Raw genomic sequence first — 20,389 nt, 5'->3', positions numbered from 1 at the left:
ATCCCAGTCACTCTGGTTCGGTTTTCCGGTTGGCCGCAAGGCTCCTGCCGCTGTAAGGCAGGCGTTCGTCATTGAATGGCCTGGATCGGATCTTGTACTGGCTCATCCCAACCCACGTGACCTTTGGTAGGGGTCACCACTAGGAGAGGAGGCGCCATGCCAACTATTACTCTTCCCGACGGCAGTCAACGTTCATTCGATCACCCGGTTTCCGTAGCCGAGGTCGCCGCATCCATCGGTGCCGGTCTGGCCAAGGCCACCGTGGCCGGTAAAGTCGATGGCAAGCTGGTCGACGCCAGCGACATCATCAGCAGCGACGCTTCGCTGCAAATCATTACGCCAAAGGATGAAGAGGGGCTGGAGATCATTCGCCACTCTTGCGCCCACCTGGTTGGCCACGCGGTCAAGCAGCTGTACCCGACGGCCAAGATGGTCATCGGTCCGGTCATCGAAGAAGGCTTCTATTACGACATCGCCTTCGAGCGTCCTTTCACGCCCGACGACCTGGCCGCCATCGAACAGCGCATGCAGCAGCTGATCGAAAAAGATTACGACGTGATCAAGAAAGTCACTCCGCGCGCCGAAGTGATCGAAGTGTTCAAGGCGCGTGGCGAAGACTACAAACTGCGCCTGGTCGAAGACATGCCGAACGAGCAGGCCATGGGCCTGTACTATCACGAAGAATACGTCGACATGTGCCGCGGTCCGCACGTGCCGAACACGCGTTTCCTGAAATCCTTCAAGTTGACCAAGCTGTCCGGCGCCTACTGGCGTGGCGATGCCAAGAACGAGCAATTGCAGCGCGTTTACGGCACCGCGTGGGCGGACAAGAAGCAGCTGGCGGCTTACATCCAGCGCATCGAAGAAGCTGAAAAGCGCGATCACCGCAAGATCGGCAAGCGTCTGGGCCTGTTCCACACCCAGGAAGAATCGCCGGGCATGGTGTTCTGGCACCCGAACGGCTGGACGCTGTACCAGGTGCTCGAGCAGTACATGCGCAAGGTTCAGCGCGACAACGGTTACCTGGAGATCAAGACTCCACAAGTCGTTGACCGCAGCCTGTGGGAGAAATCCGGGCACTGGGCCAACTACGCCGACAACATGTTCACCACGCAGTCGGAAAACCGCGACTACGCCATCAAGCCGATGAACTGCCCGTGCCACGTGCAGGTGTTCAATCAGGGCCTGAAAAGCTACCGCGAGCTGCCAATGCGTCTGGCCGAGTTCGGTGCCTGCCACCGTAACGAACCATCGGGTGCGTTGCACGGCATCATGCGCGTTCGCGCCTTCACTCAGGACGATGCTCACATCTTCTGTACTGAAGAGCAGATGCAGGCCGAATCCGCCGCGTTCATCAAACTGACCATGGACGTCTATGCCGACTTCGGCTTTAAAGAAGTCGAAATGAAGCTGTCCACTCGTCCGGAAAAACGCGTCGGTTCCGACGAGCTGTGGGATCGCGCCGAAGCGGCATTGGCCGCAGCCCTTGATAGCGCGGGCCTGCCGTATGATCTGCAGCCGGGCGAGGGTGCGTTCTACGGTCCGAAGATCGAGTTCTCGCTGAAAGATTGCCTCGGCCGTGTCTGGCAGTGTGGTACCCTTCAGCTCGATTTTAACCTGCCTGTCCGTCTGGGAGCCGAATACGTCTCTGAAGACAACAGTCGCAAGCACCCGGTGATGTTGCACCGGGCGATCCTCGGCTCCTTCGAACGTTTCGTCGGGATCCTGATCGAGCACTACGAGGGAGCATTCCCCGCGTGGCTGGCGCCGACCCAGGCAGTGATCATGAACATCACTGACAAACAGGCCGATTTTGCCGCTCAGGTTGAAAAAACTCTCAACGAAAGCGGATTTCGTGCCAAGTCTGACTTGAGAAATGAAAAGATCGGCTTTAAAATCCGCGAGCATACTTTGCTCAAGGTTCCCTATCTCTTGGTTATCGGAGATCGGGAAGTCGAGATGCAGACTGTCGCTGTGCGTACTCGTGAAGGTGCTGACCTGGGCTCGATGCCCGTCGCCCAGTTCGCTGAGTTTCTCGCGCAAGCGGTTTCCCGGCGTGGTCGCCCAGATTCGGAGTAATTACTATTAAGCGTGAAATGAGACAAGATAAACGAGCTGCACCGAAAGCCCCGATCAACGAGAATATCTCGGCACGCGAGGTTCGGTTAATTGGGGCTGAAGGTGAACAGCTTGGGATTGTGTCAATTGAAGACGCGCTTCTTAAGGCTGAAGAGGCCAAACTGGATTTGGTGGAAATTTCCGCCGATGCAGTACCCCCTGTTTGCAAACTGATGGACTACGGCAAATCGATCTTCGAAAAGAAGAAGCAGATTGCTGCGGCCAAGAAAAACCAGAAGCAGATTCAGGTTAAAGAAATCAAGTTTCGTCCAGGGACGGAGGAAGGGGATTACCAGGTAAAACTGCGCAACCTGGTACGTTTCCTGAGTGACGGGGACAGGGCCAAGGTATCCTTGCGATTCCGCGGCCGTGAGATGGCCCACCAGGAGCTGGGGATGGAACTCCTCAAGCGAGTTGAAGGTGACTTGCTCGAGTACGGTTCGGTCGAACAGCATCCTAAGATGGAAGGACGCCAGCTGATCATGGTCATCGCCCCGAAAAAGAAGAAGTAATCAACAGGGCACGGCAGGCCTTCTGATTATGTTTATCAACTGAATGCGGAGTATCCGAACATGCCAAAAATGAAAACGAAAAGTGGTGCTGCTAAGCGGTTTTTGAAAACTGCTAACGGTATCAAGCACAAGCACGCTTTCAAGAGCCACATCCTGACTAAAATGTCGACCAAGCGTAAGCGTCAACTGCGCGGTAGCAGCTTGCTGCATCCGTCTGACGTGGCAAAAGTCGAGCGCATGCTGCGCCTTCGTTAATTTTAGTCAAGAATAGAGGAAGTAACTCATGGCTCGTGTAAAGCGTGGCGTCATTGCCCGTAAACGTCACAAAAAAATTCTGAAACTTGCTAAAGGCTACTACGGCGCTCGCTCGCGCGTATTCCGTGTTGCCAAGCAAGCGGTAATCAAGGCAGGCCAATACGCCTACCGTGACCGTCGTCAGAAAAAACGTCAGTTCCGCGCTCTGTGGATCGCTCGTATCAACGCTGGTGCACGTATCAACGGTCTGTCCTACAGCCGTTTCATCGCCGGCCTGAAAAAAGCGTCCATCGAGATCGACCGTAAGGTTCTGGCTGATCTGGCAGTGAACGAAAAAGCGGCGTTTGCTGCGATTGTCGAGAAAGCTAAAGCCACCTTGGCTTAAGTACCCCCGACAGTCACCCGGCCTCACCTCTGTGGGGCCAGGTGTTAAACGTCATAAATAGGGGAAGAGCCTTCAAGCTCTTCCCCTATTTTGTATCTGGAGTCTGTACATGGAAAACCTGGATGCGCTCGTCTCTCAAGCACTAGAGGCTGTGCAAAGCGCTGAAGATATCAATGCCCTGGAGCAAATCCGGGTTCACTACCTTGGCAAAAAGGGTGAATTGACTCAGGTGATGAAGACCCTGGGGAATTTGCCGGCAGAAGAGCGTCCACAAGTCGGTGCGCTGATCAACGTTGCCAAGGAGCGTGTCACAGAGGTTCTCAATGCGCGCAAGGCGTTGTTCGAGGAGGCCGATCTTGCGGCCAAGCTCGCCGCCGAATCCATTGACGTGACCCTGCCTGGCCGCGGCCAGACCTCAGGCGGTCTGCATCCGGTTACCCGGACTCTGGAACGTATCGAGCAGTTCTTCACCCACATCGGCTACGGCATTGCCGAAGGCCCTGAGGTCGAAGACGATTACCACAACTTTGAAGCGCTCAACATCCCAGGCCATCACCCGGCCCGGTCGATGCATGACACCTTCTATTTCAATGCCAACATGTTGCTGCGCACCCATACCTCGCCGGTACAGGTCCGCACCATGGAATCGAAACAGCCGCCGATCCGCATCGTCTGCCCAGGCCGTGTGTACCGTAGCGACTCCGATATCACCCACTCGCCGATGTTTCACCAGGTCGAAGGCCTGCTGGTCGACCGCGATATCAACTTCGCCGACCTGAAAGGGACCATCGAAGAGTTCCTGCGCGTGTTCTTCGAAAAAGAGCTGGCCGTGCGTTTCCGTCCTTCGTACTTCCCGTTCACCGAGCCATCCGCTGAAGTCGACATGGAATGCGTGATGTGCAGCGGTAAAGGCTGCCGTGTCTGCAAGCAGACTGGCTGGCTGGAAGTCATGGGCTGCGGCATGGTTCACCCGAACGTGCTGCGTATGTCCGGGATCGACCCGGAAGAGTTTTCGGGCTTTGCCTTCGGCATGGGCGTTGAGCGTCTGGCCATGCTGCGTTACGGCGTGAACGACTTGCGTCTGTTCTTCGACAACGACTTGCGGTTCCTCGCGCAATTTCGCTAGTCGTAACGAATTCTTAGGAGAGCAGGATGAAATTCAGTGAACAATGGCTGCGTGGCTGGGTAAGCCCGCAGGTAAATCGCGACGAGCTGGTTGCTCGTCTGTCGATGGCCGGTCTTGAGGTCGATAGCGTTACGCCGGCCGCCGGTGAATTCAGTGGCGTGGTAGTGGGCGAGGTGCTGAGCACCGAGCAACACCCGGACGCCGACAAGCTGCGCGTTTGCCAGGTCAGCAGTGGCGCGGAGACCTTCCAGGTTGTGTGCGGTGCGCCAAACGTGCGCCCGGGCCTGAAGATCCCGTTCGCGATGATCGGTGCCGAACTGCCAGGCGATTTCAAAATCAAGAAAGCCAAGCTGCGTGGCGTTGAATCCAACGGCATGCTGTGCTCCCAGGCTGAACTGCAAATTGGCGAAGGTAACGACGGCCTGATGGAATTGCCGGCCGATGCGCCGGTCGGTCAGGACATTCGTGAATACCTGAACCTGGAAGACGCCAGCATCGAGGTCGACCTGACCCCGAACCGCGGTGACTGCCTGTCTTTGGCCGGTCTGGCCCGTGAGGTCGGTGCGCTTTATGCCGCCGCGGTGGTGCGCCCGACTGTTGCCAGCGTTCCTGCCGTGCACGACGAAGTGCGTTCGATCGAAGTGCTGGCGCCAAACGCTTGCCCGCGTTACCTGGGTCGTGTGATCCGTAACGTTGATTTGTCCAAGCCTACGCCACTGTGGATGGTTGAGCGCCTGCGTCGCGCCGACGTGCGCAGCATCGACGCCGCCGTCGACATCACCAACTATGTGATGCTGGAACTGGGTCAACCGCTGCACGCATTCGATCTCGCCGAAATCAATGGCGGCATCCGCGTGCGCATGGCCGAAGAAGGCGAGAAGCTGGTACTGCTCGACGGTCAGGAAGTCAGCCTGCGTAGCGATACGCTGGTGATCGCCGACCACACCCGCGCCTTGGCGATCGCCGGCGTCATGGGGGGCGAGCACAGTGGCGTCAACACCGCGACCACGCGCGATATTTTCCTGGAAAGCGCGTTCTTCGACCAGATTGCCGTCGCTGGCAAGGCGCGTTCCTACGGCCTGCACACCGACGCTTCGCATCGCTACGAGCGTGGCGTGGACTGGAAGCTGGCCCGTGAAGCCATGGAGCGCGCCACTGGCCTGCTGCTGGACATCACCGGGGGCGAAGCCGGCCCGATCGTCGAAACCGTCAGCGAGCAGCACTTGCCGTCGATCGCACCGATCACTCTGCGTGCCCAACGCATCACTCAGATGCTGGGCATGGAAATGGATTCGGCCGAAGTCGAGCGTCTGCTCAGCGCTTTGGGCCTGACCATTACTGCCGATGGGGCAGGGCAGTGGCGCGTTGAAGTGCCAAGCTTCCGTTTCGATATCAGCCTGGAAGTCGACCTGATCGAAGAGCTGGCCCGTCTGTACGGTTACAACCGTCTGCCGGTTCGCTACCCGCAAGCCCGTCTGGCGCCACAAGCCAAAGCTGAAGCGCGCAGCGATCTGCCTGAACTGCGTCGTCTGCTGGTGGCCCGTGGTTATCAGGAAGCGATCACCTACAGCTTCATCGATCCGAAACAATTCGAGTTGTTTAATCCGGGTGTCGAGCCGCTGCTGCTGGCTAACCCGATTTCCAACGACATGGCAGCCATGCGTTCGTCCCTGTGGCCGGGCCTGGTCAAGGCGCTTCAGCACAACCTGAACCGTCAGCAGGATCGCGTCCGCCTGTTCGAAAGCGGCCTGCGCTTCGTCGGTCAGCTGGAAGGCCTGAAGCAAGAGCCGATGCTGGCTGGTGTGGTGTGCGGTAGCCGTCTGCCGGAAGGCTGGGCGCAAGGTCGCGATGTTGTGGATTTCTTCGACGTCAAAGCCGATGTTGAAGCGGTGCTGGGCTTCGCCGGTGCACTGGACGCGTTCACGTTCGTGCCGGGTAAACACCCTGCGTTGCACCCGGGTCAAACCGCGCGCGTCGAGCGTGATGGTCGTCTGGTCGGCTACGTCGGTGCTATCCACCCTGAATTGTCGAAAACCCTCGGTCTCGACCGTCCGGTCTTCGTTTTCGAGCTGGTACTGGTCGAAGTGGCGTTGGGGAAAATGCCAAAATTCAGCGAGTTGTCGCGCTTTCCTGAAGTGCGTCGTGACTTGGCATTGATTGCGGCCACGGACGTGGCGGCCAGTGCTGTGCTGGATGTAATCCGTGAAAATGCAGGCGAATGGCTCACGGACCTCAGGCTATTTGACGTGTATCAGGGTAAAGGCATTGATCCTGATAGAAAAAGCCTTGCGGTCGGCTTGACCTGGCAGCATCCATCGCGCACTCTTAATGACGATGAGGTGAATACCGCAACGCAAAACATCCTCACCTCGCTCGAACAAAGGTTGAACGCCACGTTAAGGAAGTGACGTATGGGGGCTTTGACGAAAGCTGAGATGGCGGAACGTCTGTACGAAGAGCTGGGCCTGAACAAGCGGGAGGCCAAGGAATTGGTCGAACTGTTTTTCGAAGAAATCAGGCACGCGCTCGAAGACAACGAACAAGTCAAATTGTCCGGTTTCGGCAATTTCGACCTTCGGGACAAACGCCAGCGGCCTGGCCGCAATCCAAAAACGGGAGAAGAAATCCCGATCACGGCTCGCCGTGTGGTCACCTTTCGTCCAGGGCAGAAGTTGAAGGCCCGAGTTGAGGCTTATGCTGGAACCAAGTCATAACGACGAACTACCCGTCATCCCGGGCAAACGCTACTTCACCATTGGTGAAGTCAGCGAGCTGTGTGCGGTAAAACCACACGTGCTGCGCTATTGGGAGCAGGAGTTTCCTCAACTCAACCCCGTCAAACGCCGCGGAAACCGCCGGTATTATCAGCGCCAGGACGTGCTGATGATCCGGCAGATCCGCGCGCTTCTTTACGATCAGGGGTTCACCATCGGCGGCGCACGCTTGCGTTTGTCCGGCGATGAAGCCAAAGACGACACCACCCAATACAAACAAATGATCCGCCAGATGATCGCCGAGCTGGAAGATGTTCTGGTAGTCCTCAAGAAATAAATTCCTGCTTTTAAATACTTCCAGTTTTCAAAAGCTTGCGATATATTCTTGAGCGTTCCTCGAGATGAGGGACAGAGTCAACGCCTAGTCGGGGCGTAGCGCAGTCCGGTAGCGCACTAGCATGGGGTGCTAGGGGTCGAGTGTTCGAATCACTCCGTCCCGACCATATATTCAAGGGGTTGCGAGATTTTATCTCGCGACCCCTTTCTATTTAAAGTCGTTTTCCCCCCACAAAACCACTGGCTCTGGCTGGAATCTCAGCGGATATCAAGGAGCTGGTTGGTGTTCTGTCGCACTATCAGCGCACCAATAGAGGCCTGCACCTGCTTTATTTAAGTCGGTGACATTGCCTATGGCGGTTTCGGCGTTCATTGAGCCGGTGATACCTCAGACTCAAGGCATTTCCGCGTTTAACATTCGTCGAATGGTTATTGATGAACTACGTTCGCTGGGCATTGATAAAGTCTATAAATGCCCTCAGAGGCGAGGGCAGATAGCGTCTACCAGGGTAATAGAGAAACGGCCCGGTAAAGCTCTGCCACCATGGTTCCAGCACCGGTTCAAGTGCCCCACTGTCCAGATGGGGCTGAAGCCAGTCCTCAAACAGGTAGACGATACCCAGCCCATCAATCGCAGCCTGAACAGTCAGGTCCACGGCGCCTCCCACCCTGACAATCAACGGCCCAGTCGGGTCCACGCTCACGGTTTCGCCATGACGTTCGTACTCCCAGAGCGGCATCGCGCCACTCGGAAATCTGCCCCGCAGGCATGCGTGTTTCAACAGATCTCGTGGGTGCTCTGGTCGACCTCTGGCATCGAGATAAGCCGGTGATGCGGCCGTCGCGAAGCGTTGAAGTCGTGGGCCGATGGGGACTGCAATCATGTCCTGCTCAAGGCGTTCATCGTAACGAATACCCGCGTCACAACCTGCCGCAAGCATGTCGACGAAGCTCTCCTCGATCGTCACTTCCAGGCTGATGTCGGGATAGGTTTGCAGGAAGGGGGTAATGATCGACGGCAGCACAAGTCTTGCGGCGCTGGCAGGAACATTCAGCTTGAGGGTGCCCGAGGGGCGGTCGCGGAAGTCGTTCACCACATCAAGAGCCGACTCGACTTCGCCCAATGCGGGCACGATGCGTTCCATCAGCCTTGCGCCAGCTTCAGTCGGAGCCACGCTCCGGGTGGTGCGATTGAGCAGCCTCACACCTAGCCTGGCTTCCAGGCGTCGCACCGCGTCACTGAGGCTTGAAGCGGATTTACCGCAGGACTTGGCTCCTTCGCGGAAACCTCCTGCGTTGACCACTGCTACAAAGGCCAGCAAGTCTTGAATGTTGGTTTGCATTGTTCTCTCAGCCGTACAACCTGTGCCGATTGCACCCTATTACCAATGAAGTGGTCAATGCCTATAGTGCGTCACACATACTCTGATTGAGGTAGACAAAATGAGCAAAGTGGCCAAAGCAGGTTCGTTCTTATTGGGCGATCGGGCGGTAAATCGTATGGGCTACGGTGCGATGCAATTGGCGGGACCTAACGTTTTTGGCCCTCCCAAGGATCCGAAAGCGGCCATTGCCGTGCTGCGTGAGGCGCTGGCGTCGGGTGTAAACCACATTGATACCGCAGATTTTTACGGCCCTCACGTGACCAACCAACTGATCCGTGAAGCTTTACACCCTTACGCTGAAAACCTGGTGATCGTGACAAAGGTCGGCGCACTCCGCGGTTCTGATGGCTCTTGGAATCCAGCGCAGAGCCCCGCCGAATTGACCCAGGGCGTGCATGACAACCTGCGCAATCTTGGTGTGGACGTACTGGATGTGGTGAACCTTAGGGCAATGGGCAACCAGCAATCGCCCGCCGAGGGGTCCATCGAGGAATCATTTACCACACTTGTAGAATTACAACGCCAGGGGCTCATTCGCCACTTGGGCGTAAGCAATGTCACGCCATCGCAGGTCAAGCAAGCGCAGGGGATCGCTGACATCGTCTGCGTGCAGAATCACTACAATCTGTCTCATCGTGAAGACGAGACACTTATTTCTGAGTTGGGTCAGCAGGGCATTGCTTATGTGCCGTTCTTTCCTCTAGGTGGTTTCACGCCGTTGCAGTCGCAAGTACTCTCGAACGTAGCGACGCGCATGGGAGCTTCACCTCTGTGCGTGGCGCTGGCGTGGCTGCTGCAACGTGCTCCTAATATCTTGTTGATTCCTGGTACTTCCTCGGTGGCACACCTTCGAGAGAATCTCACCGCGAGTGAATTGGTCATCGCGCCTGACATGCTGGCCGAGTTGGAGGCGCTGGGATAGCGGACGGAGAGTCCAGGGCTGATTAGTTGGAGCTTTTACTAAACAGCCCTGTAAGCGCCAGCGAATGGCTCGTGATCGCCGTGAGACATTACGCTGACTGACGTCTAATCCAGTATTTTGCTCATAGTGTCTATCGGGATTGCGCCATGCTCGGATAGTCCGTGTAACCGCGTTCCTCACCTTGGTAGAACGTCGTTGGGTCTGCTTCGTTCAAGGACTCGCCGTGTTTGAATCGCTCCACCAAATCCGGGTTGGCCAGGAACCCGGTGCCAAACGACACCAGATCAGCATCGCCTAAGCTGAGCGCCGTTGCGGCTCGCTCTGCGTCATAGCCACCATTGGCGATATAGGTGCCACCGAAACGACGCTTTAATTCCCTGAAATCGAATGACCCTGCACCGAGTTCCACCACGTGAAGGTAGGCCAACCCATAGCGACTGAGCATCTTCGCCGCGTAGTTGAAAGTTGCTTGGGGATCGCTGTCGCTCATGGAGAAATAATTGAAGATTGGCGACAGGCGAACGCCTACGCGGCTGGCCCCGAAGACCTCGATGACGGACTCGACTACCTCCTTGAGAAATCGAGCGCGATTCTCTACAGATCCGCCGTAGGTATCGGTTCGGGTATTGGTGCCATTGCGTAGGAACTGGTCGATCAAATAACCGTTTGCACCATGGATTTCAACGCCGTCGAATCCAGCACGTATTGCGTTTTCAGCACCTTGGCGAAAATCAGCGATCACGTCAGGAATCTCATCGAGATCCAGAGCTCGTGGCAATTCGTAAGACTTCAGTCCCTCAGGCGTATAGATCTCGCCATCAGCCTTGATCGCTGAAGGTGCTACTGGCAGGGCGCTGTTGATCTGCACCAATGGATGTGAGAGCCGTCCGACATGCCAGAGTTGCAGGAATATCCGTCCACCTTCTGCATGAACAGCGTCGGTCACTTGTCTCCAGCCGGCGATTTGTTCGGAGGTGAAGATGCCCGGCGTTCTCATATAGCCTTTGCCTTGTGCCGAGACCTGAGAACCCTCGGTGATGATGAGGCCGGCACCGGCACGTTGCCGGTAATACTCAACCACGGTGGGCGTCGGAGCATCACCTTCACCGGCGCGGCTTCGCGTCAAAGGCGCCATGACCATGTGGTTTTTCAGAGGGAGGGAGCCGATTTGTGCAGGGGACAAAAGCAGGTCGAGATTGCTCGTGGTCATGATGTATCTCAGTAGGTGAGGATTAATAATTCGGGATTGATGGGATGTTTAGCTGGGAGTCGTATCGACTGAAGGCGCGCCTCAGGGGCTAGCTCAGTCGTCCCTCCTGCCGCAGGCGTTCGCCGATGCGCTGTATCTCAGTTTCGCCCTGTGCCAGAGCTGCCCTGCTCGTGTGTACCGAGTAGTAGCCCGTCACCAGTTCGTGCGGATGCTTCACTGCTGAGCCCAGTACGAATGAGCATTCACCTTGAGCCACGAAATCGATGTATTGTTCGGACTCCTCGAATACGGCGAGTTCGCCGGCATTAATCAGGCTCCCTGTGTCCAGCCGTCCTGCATTAACCGCGAGCCAGGCCACGGTGTGTCCGGACGGCGGGGTATACCGCCAGCGCTCGCCGTCTTTCAAATTCACGGCGAGATAGTTCATGTCACTCGGCGCTTCAATCAGGCTCTGCGCATTACCGTAGCGGCCCAGGAGCACGCGCGCCGGGCCTGATTGCGGAACTTGGGAGGGCGCAAGATAGACACTCAGCGCGGGGGCGTTTTCCAACGACGGCGGTAGTGCCACCCAGAGCTGGAATCCTTGCATTGAGGACTCGTTGGCTAGCGTAGCGTCGTGCCAAACCCCGTTGCCGGCGCGCATCCACTCAACACCACCGGCAAGCAATACACCTGCCGCGCCAGTGGTGTCTTCATAGGCGACGTCGCCTTTGGTCATGAAGGTAACCGTCGCGATCCCTGAGTGCGGGTGCATGCCGAAATTGGACTTACCGCGACTGGCGTTCAAACTGAAAATATCAAGGAAAATGAAAGGCTTCAAAAGCTCGCCCAGATCGCCCGGGCTCATAAGCCGCGTTATAGGGCCATGGGTGCTGCCTTTAGTGCGATGGACAATGGCGCGTTGCAGAACAGCGACGGTGGCGGTCATATGTTTTCTCTCGGGGGTTTGAGCGCCTGGGCCCACCAGACAATGTCATCGAGCAGCGCTTTGGCTGCCTGGGAGGTCAAATGCAGCAATGCCTGAAGGATATGCGTCTTCGGATTGCTTTATTAGATGGCATAATTGGATTGAACCAATCCATTTAACGAAGGGGTGGCGATAAAGTGATTGACCTGAATGACGTCGCCTTGTTTGTACAAGTGGTACGCAACGGCAGCTTTGCCGAAGCGGCGCGGCAGCTTGGAATGCCGTCCAACACCTTAAGCAGACGCGTTCAGCAACTCGAGGCGCAGCTCGGCACACGGCTGCTGCAACGCTCCACGCGCAAGCTCACACTTACCCATTCAGGTCAGGCTTTTCATGACCGCTGCTCTGGCGCGGTAGAAGGCCTGATCGATGCCGGACAGCAATTAATGACGGGAAACCAGGAGCCGAGTGGCATCGTGCGCATTGCGGCGATGGCTGATTTCTTCGACTTCTTCCCTATGGAATGGGTGGCCGATTTTCTAGCCTTGCATCCACGGGTTCAGGTTGACTTCGTGCTAAGTGATGCACGCGCCGATTTGATCGCTGATCGGATCGACATCGCGTTTCGAGGGGGCACTTTGCAGGATTCGGGATACGTCGGTCGCCAACTCATTGGAGCAGGCAATGAAGGTTTGGTCGCCAGCCCCAAGTACCTCAATAACCGAGGTGTGCCCGCTACGCTAGAGGATCTGGTCAATCACGACTGTGTGAGTTTCGGTCATCCTAGCGGCGTCACCACGTGGCGTCTTAATGGGCCAAACGGTGTTGAGGAAGACGTGCAGATTACCAGCCGTTTCAATGGAAACACGGCTCAGGCATTGCGTAAGGCCACGGTGGCTGGCTTGGGAATTGCGTTGCTGCCGCCCACGATAGTTGATTTCGATCTTCGGGCTGGCCGCCTTGTGCCTGTGCTACCGCATTACCATCGCACTGGATACGGCCTGCATGTGCTTTATCCCAGTCGGCAACATTTGCCGTTGGCGGTATCAGCCTTTATAGGACTGGTGATGGAGAAGCTAAAAGTGGAAGCATTCCCAGCAAGGGTTTTACCTGAGCAGGTTTGACACGGTATTTGGGCTTATGACTTTCACACAGCGGGACGGGTAGTAATTTCCTCCACCATTAGTCACGTCATCTGTATTTACGGACCGAGATTCGACCGGCCAAATTGCCATCCTCCCTGAGGAACAGGCCGGCATCGTTGGCGGTCAACGACTCGAGTTCTGTGATGGTGATTTTGGCCATGAGATGGGTTTACCCTACTTTTCCCCCCACAAAAACGTCGGCTCTTGATGGACGTTACTGGACTCTCGTAGAGCAGAACACCGCTGGAGCTCAAGCAAATACTGGCTTGGAAAAATCCAGAGTAAAATTTTGGAAGCTTTCAAGAAGTATGAAAAAGGAGATGGGGTGCTAGGGGTCGAGTGTTCGAATCACTCCGTCCCGACCATATTATTCAAAGGGGTCGCGAGATTTTATCTCGCGACCCCTTTTTGTTTTTAAGTGTTTTTACTCCCACAAAACGGCTGGCTCCGGGTGAATTTTTCGGATGTGATACCAAGATCGGAATTTGTCCCGCGGACTTTGGCCCCAGCTTGATAATTGAGCTGCTTCGGTCTCCGTAGCCGGACATTCGATGATGGGATGAGAAATCAGTGACGACCAAAGGCACATTACGGCTCTCACTAGAAGGGATATCATCCCGCCATCAGCTCAAGAGGGGCTCCCAGGCCGGCCGATACCGACACTCCCTTGGGCATAACGACAAGGATGGTTGCACATGGACGACATCGTTCAGCCCCTCATGCCCCAAGAAGACGTCCAGTCTAAAGAAGTAAGAATCCTTGCCACCTTGGTGGCGAAGCTGAACCTTGCAGATTTCCAGAACGCCATCCCTGTGATTCGCGAGCTTCGCATCTCGAACGAGACGAGTGATCGTTTCGTCAATGCCACGCTTACCCTGACCTCGGTGCCCGAAGTATTTAAGTCCAAGATCTGGCGGATTGACGAGATTGCTGCGGATAGCTTCCGGGTCATACCAGGGCTTGATCTTGTCCTGGACGGCCCGTTGTTGAGTCGTCTGACAGAAGCAGAGATGTCGACCTTTACCTTCGTCCTTGAAGCCGATGACAAGGAGGCGGAGAGAGGTCGCAAGGAAGTTGCTAGGCTTGAACAGGTCGTAGACCTTCTGCCCAGAAACCAGTGGGGCGGATTGCGGCACATACCAGATATGACTGCAGCATTTGTTCAGCCGAATGATGCAGCGGTTGAACGGTTGCTCAAACAGGCGGCTGAGTTGCTTCGCCTTAGCGAAAAACCATCCGCCCTTGACGGATATCAAGGTGGTCCCAAACGAGCCTGGCAGTTGGCATCGGCAGTGTGGGGAGCTGTGGCGCGCATGAAGCTCGACTATGCCTTGCCACCGGCTAGCTTCGAACAATCAGGACAGAAGATTCGTAGCCCCAGTCAGATTGCTGACTCCGGCTTGGCCACCTGTCTCGACCTGACTCTGCTTTTCTGTGCGGCATTGGAGCAGATCGGCCTGAACCCTGTGATCGTATTCACCTATGGTCATGCCTTTGTTGGTTTGTGGCTTAAGCCTGAGGAGTTTACAACTGCGCTAGTGGATGATGTCACTGCCATACGTAAGCGAGTGAAGCTCCAGGAGCTCGTGCTGTTCGAGACCACCCTTGTAACCCACAACCCAATACCACCGTTTTCTTATGCGGTGGAAAGGGGAGCGAAACAGATAGCCGAAGACGCTGAAAGTGTTTTCGAAATGCTTTTGGATATTCGTCGCGCCCGTCTGCAACGTATCAAGCCTCTCGCCAGCTCAGAGGCTCAGATTGCGCGTGTTGCCGTTGCTGAGTCTGATGAAGCTCCATCGCTTCTGGTGGAGGAAGGGATCGGCATCGCCGATGACAACATTGAGGTGCAGGTTGAGGATCTGTCCAAGCTCGACCCAGAAGATCGCCTCGGTCGTTGGCAGCGTAAGCTTTTGGATCTGTCGCTTCGAAATAACTTGCTCAATTTCAAAATGGGTAAGCGAGCGCTGAAGCTAGAGTCTCCTGATCCAGGTGCGCTCGAGGACATTCTTGCAAGTGGACAGGCGCTGAAGCTGCTTACCAGGCCTGACCTGATGGATGGAGCAGATCCGCGAGAGCGCGCACTCTATGAACAGCGTGAGCGAGAAGATGTCCGTCGTCGTCATGCTGAAGATGCTCTCAAGCGTAGGGAAGTATTCGTTGCGCTGACGTCCGCCGAAATGGATGTCCGGCTAACTGAGTTGTATCGAAGCGCTCGTACTGCTTTGCAGGAAGGTGGCTCCAACACGCTGTTCCTGGCCATCGGTTTCCTTAGCTGGACGCGTGAGGATAGGGCCGGGCAGAAGTACAAAGCACCGCTGGTCCTGGTTCCGGTCACTTTGGAGCGTAAGAGCGCTCGCTCCGGATTCACCATGGTGCTGCACGATGATGAGCCTCGTTTTAACCCAACTCTGATCGAGATGCTGCGTCAAGATTTTGTGCTGGGCTTGGGTTCGCTGGAGCAGGAGCTGCCTCGGGACGACTCTGGTCTGGATATCGCAGGCATTTGGAACAAGGTTGGTCATGCGATCAAGGATATCGCTGGTTGGGAACTGAACGAGGACGTTGTGCTCTCGATGTTCTCGTTTGCTAAGTATCTCATGTGGAAGGATCTTGCCGAGAATGCAGAGCACCTTCGACAGAGTCCTGTAGTCCAGCACCTTCTGGATACGCCACGCGATTCGTTCATCTCCGATACCCCGTTTCCGGAGGCTGAGTCGTTGGACCGTGATTACGGCCCGACTGAAGTGTTCTGCCCACTGCCATCTGATTCATCTCAGCTTGCGGCTGTGATGGCAGCAGCCAAGGGCAAAGACTTCGTTCTCATCGGCCCACCTGGCACGGGTAAAAGCCAAACGATTTCCAACATGATCGCCCAGTCGATAGCTCAAGGGCGCCGTGTGTTGTTCGTGTCTGAGAAAATTGCTGCCCTGGATGTCGTGTACCGGCGCTTGCGTGAAATCGGTCTGGGTGAGTTCTGCCTTGAGCTTCACTCCAGCAAAGCTCGAAAAACGGATGTCCTTGCTCAGTTGCAGTCGGCTTGGGAAGCGAAAGGGCAGGTAGACGCTGCCGCATGGGAGGTGGAAGCGCAGCGGCTCGCTTTTCTGCGTGACAGCCTCAATATTTATGTCGAGCGTCTGCATCGCAGGCACCGCAATGGCTACACCATTTACGATGCCATCGGGACGGTGACATCAAGTGTTGATGAAGCAGTAGCTCCACTTGGTTGGCCATCTCCAGACACGCATGATCAGAAGGCCATGCTTGAGCTTCGAGAGCTGGGCGACCGCCTTGAAGTGAACGCCCAGGCTGTGGGTTACAGCCAGTTGGCAGGTAACGCTTTGTCCGTGGTAGGCCAAACAGAGTGGTCGCCTCATTGGCAGCAACAATTCGTGCAGGCTGCTCGTGACGTGCTGCCCGCTGTGCTTGAGGTCCAGCGAACTGCTGATCGCTTTGTTGAGCTGTCCGGGCTTCCTGTTATGGAATACACCCCAACAGCGCTTGAGGGTTTATCGATTCTTTCTCGAGCACTTCCTGCTGCCGCTGGGCAGGATTGGCGTTTCGCACTTCGACCCGATGCTCGCTCGATTTCTCAACGTCTGAGTGACGGTTGTACTTGGGTCGATGAGCACCGGGACATTAACTCCAGGCTCTCAGCTCTCTGGCCATCTCGTATTATTGCTGAAGCTAAACAAGGCATTGATCTGCTGCAGCAACGCCGCGCTATTTTCGTTGATCTAGGCCCGGCCTGGCCACAAAGCGGCACTGACGTTATTGGGCAAGCTGTCACATTGCTGGGGCAGATAGACGACCTCAAGCGTCAGCTAACGGCGTCCTACGGTGACGCCATTGAAGCACTTGATGCCGAGCTACTGCTGCGTGAGTGGAAAGACGCGGAGGAGTCTTTCTGGCCTAAGTCTTGGTTCGGAAAACGCCGCATCGCTGGGCTATTGGCTCCGACGCAGACGTCAACAGGTGAAGTCGACAATGGCAAGGATCTCGCTATTTGGGTAGAGATTCGGTCGGTGCGTCGAGCAATCGATGAGCTGGAGCCAGGTCATGAGTGTGTTGCTGTTTGGCAAGGTGCCAAATCCGAAGCAACGCATCTCGCGACAGCGATCAAGCTGCAAGAGGCCATTAGGCTTCAGAAAAGTGACTCTGCCTGGATCGATGACGGCTTGCAGTTGGTTGAGCAGGGCCAGCTTGGTGATGAATTGAAGGAGGAACTCCGCCGGCTGCGTGCGCTGACTCGCCTCGATGCTGGGTTAGGTGAGCTGGTTGATCTCAGCTCAGCAACGAGCGCTCTCTGGAGCGGTTTGACCACTGATATTGACGTGCTGACTGCAGCGCTGCGCTTCCAGGCTGAACGACGTGACATCGAAGAACGCGGTCGGCTTGTCGACGACCATCCTCATGTAGAGGAGGGACGTTGTGGCTCGTCGTTAAAATCTGATTTTGAGCTGCTCAAGCAAAGAGCAGCAGTTGAACGAGAGTTGGTGGATCTGGCTGATCTGCGAGAAATCGTTCCTGTCTGGAATGACTTGAAAACGAAGGTTGATGTCGTACGTAGGGCGGTAGCGTTCCAGGGGGAGATGGCTACCGCGGTGGCGAAGCTAGCACTCAATCCTGATCAGGTCGCGGCCTACAAAGCCCCGCTTCAAACCTTGCTGGGTGATGGTAACGCACTGCTTGAGCCGGAGGCTGCTATAGCCATTGCCGGCGTTACCCTGTGCGAAAAGCTTGAGCTGCTCCAAGAGCGAGCAACGCAGTTGACTGCCGTCGGTCATTTCACCGAAATGGGCGTCATCGAAACTGCTCACCTGGCGCTAAGTGATATCAAGAAAAACTGCGAAACTGTCGTCTCGTCTGAATCGCGCCTTAAGGCATGGTGCGCTTGGCGGAGGGTTCGAGATGAGGCCTACGCTGTCGGCCTGGCTCCGATTGTTCAAGCGATGGAAACAGGAGCCATCACCTCTGGAAAAGTCCGTCGTGTATTGGAAGTAAATTATGCTCGCTGGTGGCTGAACACGACAGTGGACAACGAGGAGGTGATCCGGACGTTCGTCAGCGTGGAGCATGAACAGCGCATTCGTGATTTCCGGGCTTTGGATGACAAGTTCACCAAGTTGACCAAGGACTGGCTCCGAGCTCGGCTGTGTTCCGACCTACCAAGCCAAGACAGCGTAAGTCGCTCTTCAGAATGGGGAGTCCTACGCCATGAGATGGGCAAGAAGACCAAGCACATTCCATTGCGGGAGCTGATGAGTCGTGCGCCAGAAGCGCTAACCAAGCTGACTCCTTGCTTGCTCATGAGCCCTCTCTCTATCGCTCAGTATCTGCCGCCTGCCTCAACACCATTCGATCTCGTTATCTTCGATGAGGCATCTCAAATACCTGTCTGGGATGCCATTGGCGCCATGGCCCGGGGAAAGCAGGTGGTGATGGTGGGCGACCCCAAACAACTCCCTCCAACTTCGTTCTTTAACCGAGCTGAGTCGACCGCTGAAGATGAGGATGTAGAGGCTGATCTTGAGAGTATTCTGGACGAGTGCATCAGTGCCAACCTGCCGATGCGTAACCTGAACTGGCACTACCGTAGCCGCCACGAGAGTCTGATTGCTTTCTCGAACCAGCGTTACTACCAGTCGAAGCTGGTGACCTTCCCATCACCGTTTACGGCCGACAAAGCAGTACGGCTGTGCCCTGTCCCGGGTGTATATGACAAGGGCGGGGCGCGAACCAACTTGATCGAAGCAAGATCTTTAGTGGCTGATCTGGTTGCTCGTCTTCAGTCGCCGGTCTTCCGCGAAAGCAGGCGAACCGTGGGAGTTGTAACCTTCAACGGAGAGCAACAGAAGCTCATCATGGACATGTTGGATGAGGCATGCCGGAAAGACTCAACACTCGATTCGTACTTTGCAGAGTCCGAGTTGGAGCCGGTATTCGTCAAGAACCTGGAGAGCGTTCAAGGTGATGAGCGAGACATCATCTATTTCTCGACCACTTACGGGAAAGACGCTGCCGGTGTGCTGTCGATGAACTTCGGCCCGATGAACCGCCCTGGCGGTGAGCGTCGGCTGAACGTGGCTATCACTCGTGCTCGACAGGAGCTTGTGGTGTTCTCGACTCTCCGACCAGAGCACATTGATTTGGCTCGTACGCAAGCGATTGGGGTGCGAGACCTCAAACACTTCCTAGAGTTCGCAGAGCGTGGCCCGCGGGCTCTCGCAGAAGCTGACTTTGGTAGCGTGGGTGGTTTCGACAGTCCATTCGAAGAGGCGGTTGCAGCAGCCTTGGCCAAAAAGGGGTGGCAGATTCATACCCAGATTGGCGTTTCCTCCTTCCGAGTAGACCTTGGGGTTGTTCATCCTGATGCTTCTGGTCGATTTCTTGCCGGCATTGAATGCGACGGTGCTACCTATCATCGCAGCGCGACCGCTCACGATCGTGACAAGCTCCGTGAATCTGTACTGCGTGGACTTGGCTGGGAGGTCGTTAGGATATGGTCGACGGACTGGTGGGTGGATGCAGTTGGAACTGCCGAGAAGGTACATCAACGTCTGAACGAGATCCTTGCTGAGTCCCGAGCCAAGCAGGCTGTCATCGATGCTGCTCAAGAGGCAGAGCGACTGAAAATCGACGCGGTTATGGCTGAGGTCATTGAGGTAGTGGATCAGGTTGCTGTGGTCGCCGCAGCGGATGGTGTGGCTGAAGCCAATGATCCCTCAGGCGCTTTGGATGAGTTGAAGTACGCCAAGGCGGCATCTATCACGCCAGTTGAAGATGTCCTGACCTTTGCTCGTCCCTTTGTAAATTTGGTTTATAAGGAAGCCGATCCTCGTCAAGCGGTAGGGTTGGTCGATCCAGATCAGTTCTTTGAGCCGAGTTACACAGAAACGTTGGAGCAGATGATCGCTCACGTGGTTGCGGAGGAGGGGCCGGTTCTGGACACCGCGCTCGCAAGGCGCATTGCCCGGGCGCATGGCTGGGTACGAACCGGCTCGCGGATTCGTGATCGGGTTGACCAAATTGCCCGGGCACGATTCCGGTCGCATGAAGAGGAACAAACTGGAGTTTTCTTCTGGCCCGCTCATATCGAGTCGGACACCAGTGTCGTCTTCCGTAGGCCCGGCGACGAAGACTCCATGAGAGCGCTAGCTGAAATCTGCCTACCAGAACTGTGTGCTTTGGTTGATGAAATGGTGCGGCGGGGGCACGAAGGGGAGGCCTTGATATACGCGGTCGCTAAGGAAGTTGGTGTGAGCAAGCTTGCTCATGCGGGACGTCAGCGAATTGAAAAGGCCATACGTCAAACAGTGTAGTAGCGAGAAGGAGGGGTGCCGTGAAGGTACCCCTTATTTAGAGCAGTCCGCA

14 protein-coding genes and 1 tRNA gene are annotated in these 20,389 nt (G+C 55.9%); 12 read left to right on the top strand and 3 right to left on the bottom strand.

From position 1 onward, the window contains the following. The first annotated feature begins 156 nt into the window (after positions 1–156). From thrS to J3D54_RS29410, 9 genes are all read left to right on the top strand, one after another. Positions 157–2,079 carry a threonine--tRNA ligase gene (thrS, locus tag J3D54_RS29450; protein ID WP_253426116.1) on the top strand — a complete coding sequence of 641 codons (1,923 nt, stop codon included), beginning with the start codon at positions 157–159 and terminating at the stop codon, positions 2,077–2,079. Beyond that, positions 2,079–2,630, top strand: a complete 552-nt coding sequence (gene infC, locus J3D54_RS29445; RefSeq protein WP_169857083.1) for a translation initiation factor IF-3 — start codon at positions 2,079–2,081, stop codon at positions 2,628–2,630. The genes thrS and infC overlap by 1 nt, the downstream gene beginning before the upstream one ends. A 60-nt stretch (positions 2,631–2,690) precedes the next feature. Beyond that, the gene (gene rpmI / locus J3D54_RS29440; protein WP_002553160.1) at positions 2,691–2,885 is read left to right on the top strand and encodes a 50S ribosomal protein L35; all 195 of its coding nucleotides are present in this window, start codon (positions 2,691–2,693) and stop codon (positions 2,883–2,885) included. 28 nt (positions 2,886–2,913) lie between these two features. After that, positions 2,914–3,270 (top strand): 50S ribosomal protein L20, encoded by a 357-nt coding sequence (gene rplT, locus J3D54_RS29435; protein ID WP_007905879.1) that lies wholly within the window; start codon positions 2,914–2,916, stop codon positions 3,268–3,270. Between the two features lie 109 nt (positions 3,271–3,379). Next, positions 3,380–4,396, top strand: coding sequence for a phenylalanine--tRNA ligase subunit alpha (gene pheS, locus J3D54_RS29430; RefSeq protein WP_007940232.1), 1,017 nt, complete (start codon positions 3,380–3,382; stop codon positions 4,394–4,396). Between the two features lie 26 nt (positions 4,397–4,422). Further along, positions 4,423–6,804 (top strand): phenylalanine--tRNA ligase subunit beta, encoded by a 2,382-nt coding sequence (gene pheT / locus J3D54_RS29425; RefSeq protein ID WP_253426114.1) that lies wholly within the window; start codon positions 4,423–4,425, stop codon positions 6,802–6,804. Between the two features lie 3 nt (positions 6,805–6,807). Further along, on the top strand, positions 6,808–7,110 hold the full coding sequence (ihfA, locus tag J3D54_RS29420; RefSeq protein ID WP_002553164.1) for an integration host factor subunit alpha: 303 nt from the start codon (positions 6,808–6,810) through the stop codon (positions 7,108–7,110). Further along, positions 7,091–7,447, top strand: a complete 357-nt coding sequence (locus J3D54_RS29415; RefSeq protein WP_003179985.1) for a MerR family transcriptional regulator — start codon at positions 7,091–7,093, stop codon at positions 7,445–7,447. Before ihfA ends, J3D54_RS29415 begins: the two co-directional genes overlap by 20 nt. Positions 7,448–7,536: 89 nt before the next feature. Next, positions 7,537–7,613: transfer RNA gene (locus tag J3D54_RS29410), tRNA-Pro, on the top strand. Positions 7,614–7,886: 273 nt separating this feature from the next. Here J3D54_RS29410 and J3D54_RS29405 read toward each other — a convergent pair. Continuing rightward, positions 7,887–8,789: a LysR family transcriptional regulator gene (locus tag J3D54_RS29405; RefSeq protein ID WP_253426112.1), complete on the bottom strand. Its 903-nt coding sequence runs from the start codon at positions 8,787–8,789 to the stop codon at positions 7,887–7,889. A 100-nt stretch (positions 8,790–8,889) separates the two neighbouring features. Here J3D54_RS29405 and J3D54_RS29400 point away from each other — a divergent pair, with 100 nt between their 5' ends. Further along, positions 8,890–9,753 (top strand): aldo/keto reductase family oxidoreductase, encoded by an 864-nt coding sequence (locus J3D54_RS29400; RefSeq protein ID WP_253426110.1) that lies wholly within the window; start codon positions 8,890–8,892, stop codon positions 9,751–9,753. Between the two features lie 130 nt (positions 9,754–9,883). On the opposite strand, the gene J3D54_RS29395 is transcribed toward J3D54_RS29400, so the two are convergent. Next, on the bottom strand, positions 9,884–10,963 hold the full coding sequence (locus J3D54_RS29395) for an alkene reductase (RefSeq protein WP_253426108.1): 1,080 nt from the start codon (positions 10,961–10,963) through the stop codon (positions 9,884–9,886). An 88-nt stretch (positions 10,964–11,051) separates the two neighbouring features. Beyond that, positions 11,052–11,891 carry a pirin family protein gene (locus tag J3D54_RS29390; protein ID WP_253426106.1) on the bottom strand — a complete coding sequence of 280 codons (840 nt, stop codon included), beginning with the start codon at positions 11,889–11,891 and terminating at the stop codon, positions 11,052–11,054. 176 nt (positions 11,892–12,067) lie between these two features. Between J3D54_RS29390 and J3D54_RS29385 the strand changes: the two genes are divergently transcribed. Both J3D54_RS29385 and J3D54_RS29380 read left to right on the top strand, forming a co-directional pair. After that, positions 12,068–12,994 (top strand): LysR family transcriptional regulator, encoded by a 927-nt coding sequence (locus J3D54_RS29385; RefSeq protein ID WP_253426104.1) that lies wholly within the window; start codon positions 12,068–12,070, stop codon positions 12,992–12,994. 716 nt (positions 12,995–13,710) lie between these two features. Further along, complete coding sequence (locus J3D54_RS29380) at positions 13,711–20,337, top strand: DUF3320 domain-containing protein (RefSeq protein WP_253426102.1); 6,627 nt, start codon at positions 13,711–13,713, stop codon at positions 20,335–20,337. Positions 20,338–20,389: the final 52 nt, after the last annotated feature.

The sequence above is a fragment of the Pseudomonas sp. GGS8 genome (assembly GCF_024168645.1).
GTDB lineage: Bacteria > Pseudomonadota > Gammaproteobacteria > Pseudomonadales > Pseudomonadaceae > Aquipseudomonas.
The sequence above is the reverse complement of the archived record's forward strand: the minus strand, read 5'-3'. Positions and strand labels throughout refer to the sequence as shown.

Coding starts and splice junctions, on each gene's coding strand:
- thrS (WP_253426116.1), top strand. CDS start 157: ATGCCAACTATTACTCTTCCCGACGGCAGTCAACGTTCATTCGATCAC.
- rpmI (WP_002553160.1), top strand. CDS start 2,691: ATGCCAAAAATGAAAACGAAAAGTGGTGCTGCTAAGCGGTTTTTGAAA.
- rplT (WP_007905879.1), top strand. CDS start 2,914: ATGGCTCGTGTAAAGCGTGGCGTCATTGCCCGTAAACGTCACAAAAAA.
- pheS (WP_007940232.1), top strand. CDS start 3,380: ATGGAAAACCTGGATGCGCTCGTCTCTCAAGCACTAGAGGCTGTGCAA.
- pheT (WP_253426114.1), top strand. CDS start 4,423: ATGAAATTCAGTGAACAATGGCTGCGTGGCTGGGTAAGCCCGCAGGTA.
- ihfA (WP_002553164.1), top strand. CDS start 6,808: ATGGGGGCTTTGACGAAAGCTGAGATGGCGGAACGTCTGTACGAAGAG.
- J3D54_RS29415 (WP_003179985.1), top strand. CDS start 7,091: ATGCTGGAACCAAGTCATAACGACGAACTACCCGTCATCCCGGGCAAA.
- J3D54_RS29405 (WP_253426112.1), bottom strand. CDS start 8,789: ATGCAAACCAACATTCAAGACTTGCTGGCCTTTGTAGCAGTGGTCAAC.
- J3D54_RS29400 (WP_253426110.1), top strand. CDS start 8,890: ATGAGCAAAGTGGCCAAAGCAGGTTCGTTCTTATTGGGCGATCGGGCG.
- J3D54_RS29395 (WP_253426108.1), bottom strand. CDS start 10,963: ATGACCACGAGCAATCTCGACCTGCTTTTGTCCCCTGCACAAATCGGC.
- J3D54_RS29390 (WP_253426106.1), bottom strand. CDS start 11,891: ATGACCGCCACCGTCGCTGTTCTGCAACGCGCCATTGTCCATCGCACT.
- J3D54_RS29380 (WP_253426102.1), top strand. CDS start 13,711: ATGGACGACATCGTTCAGCCCCTCATGCCCCAAGAAGACGTCCAGTCT.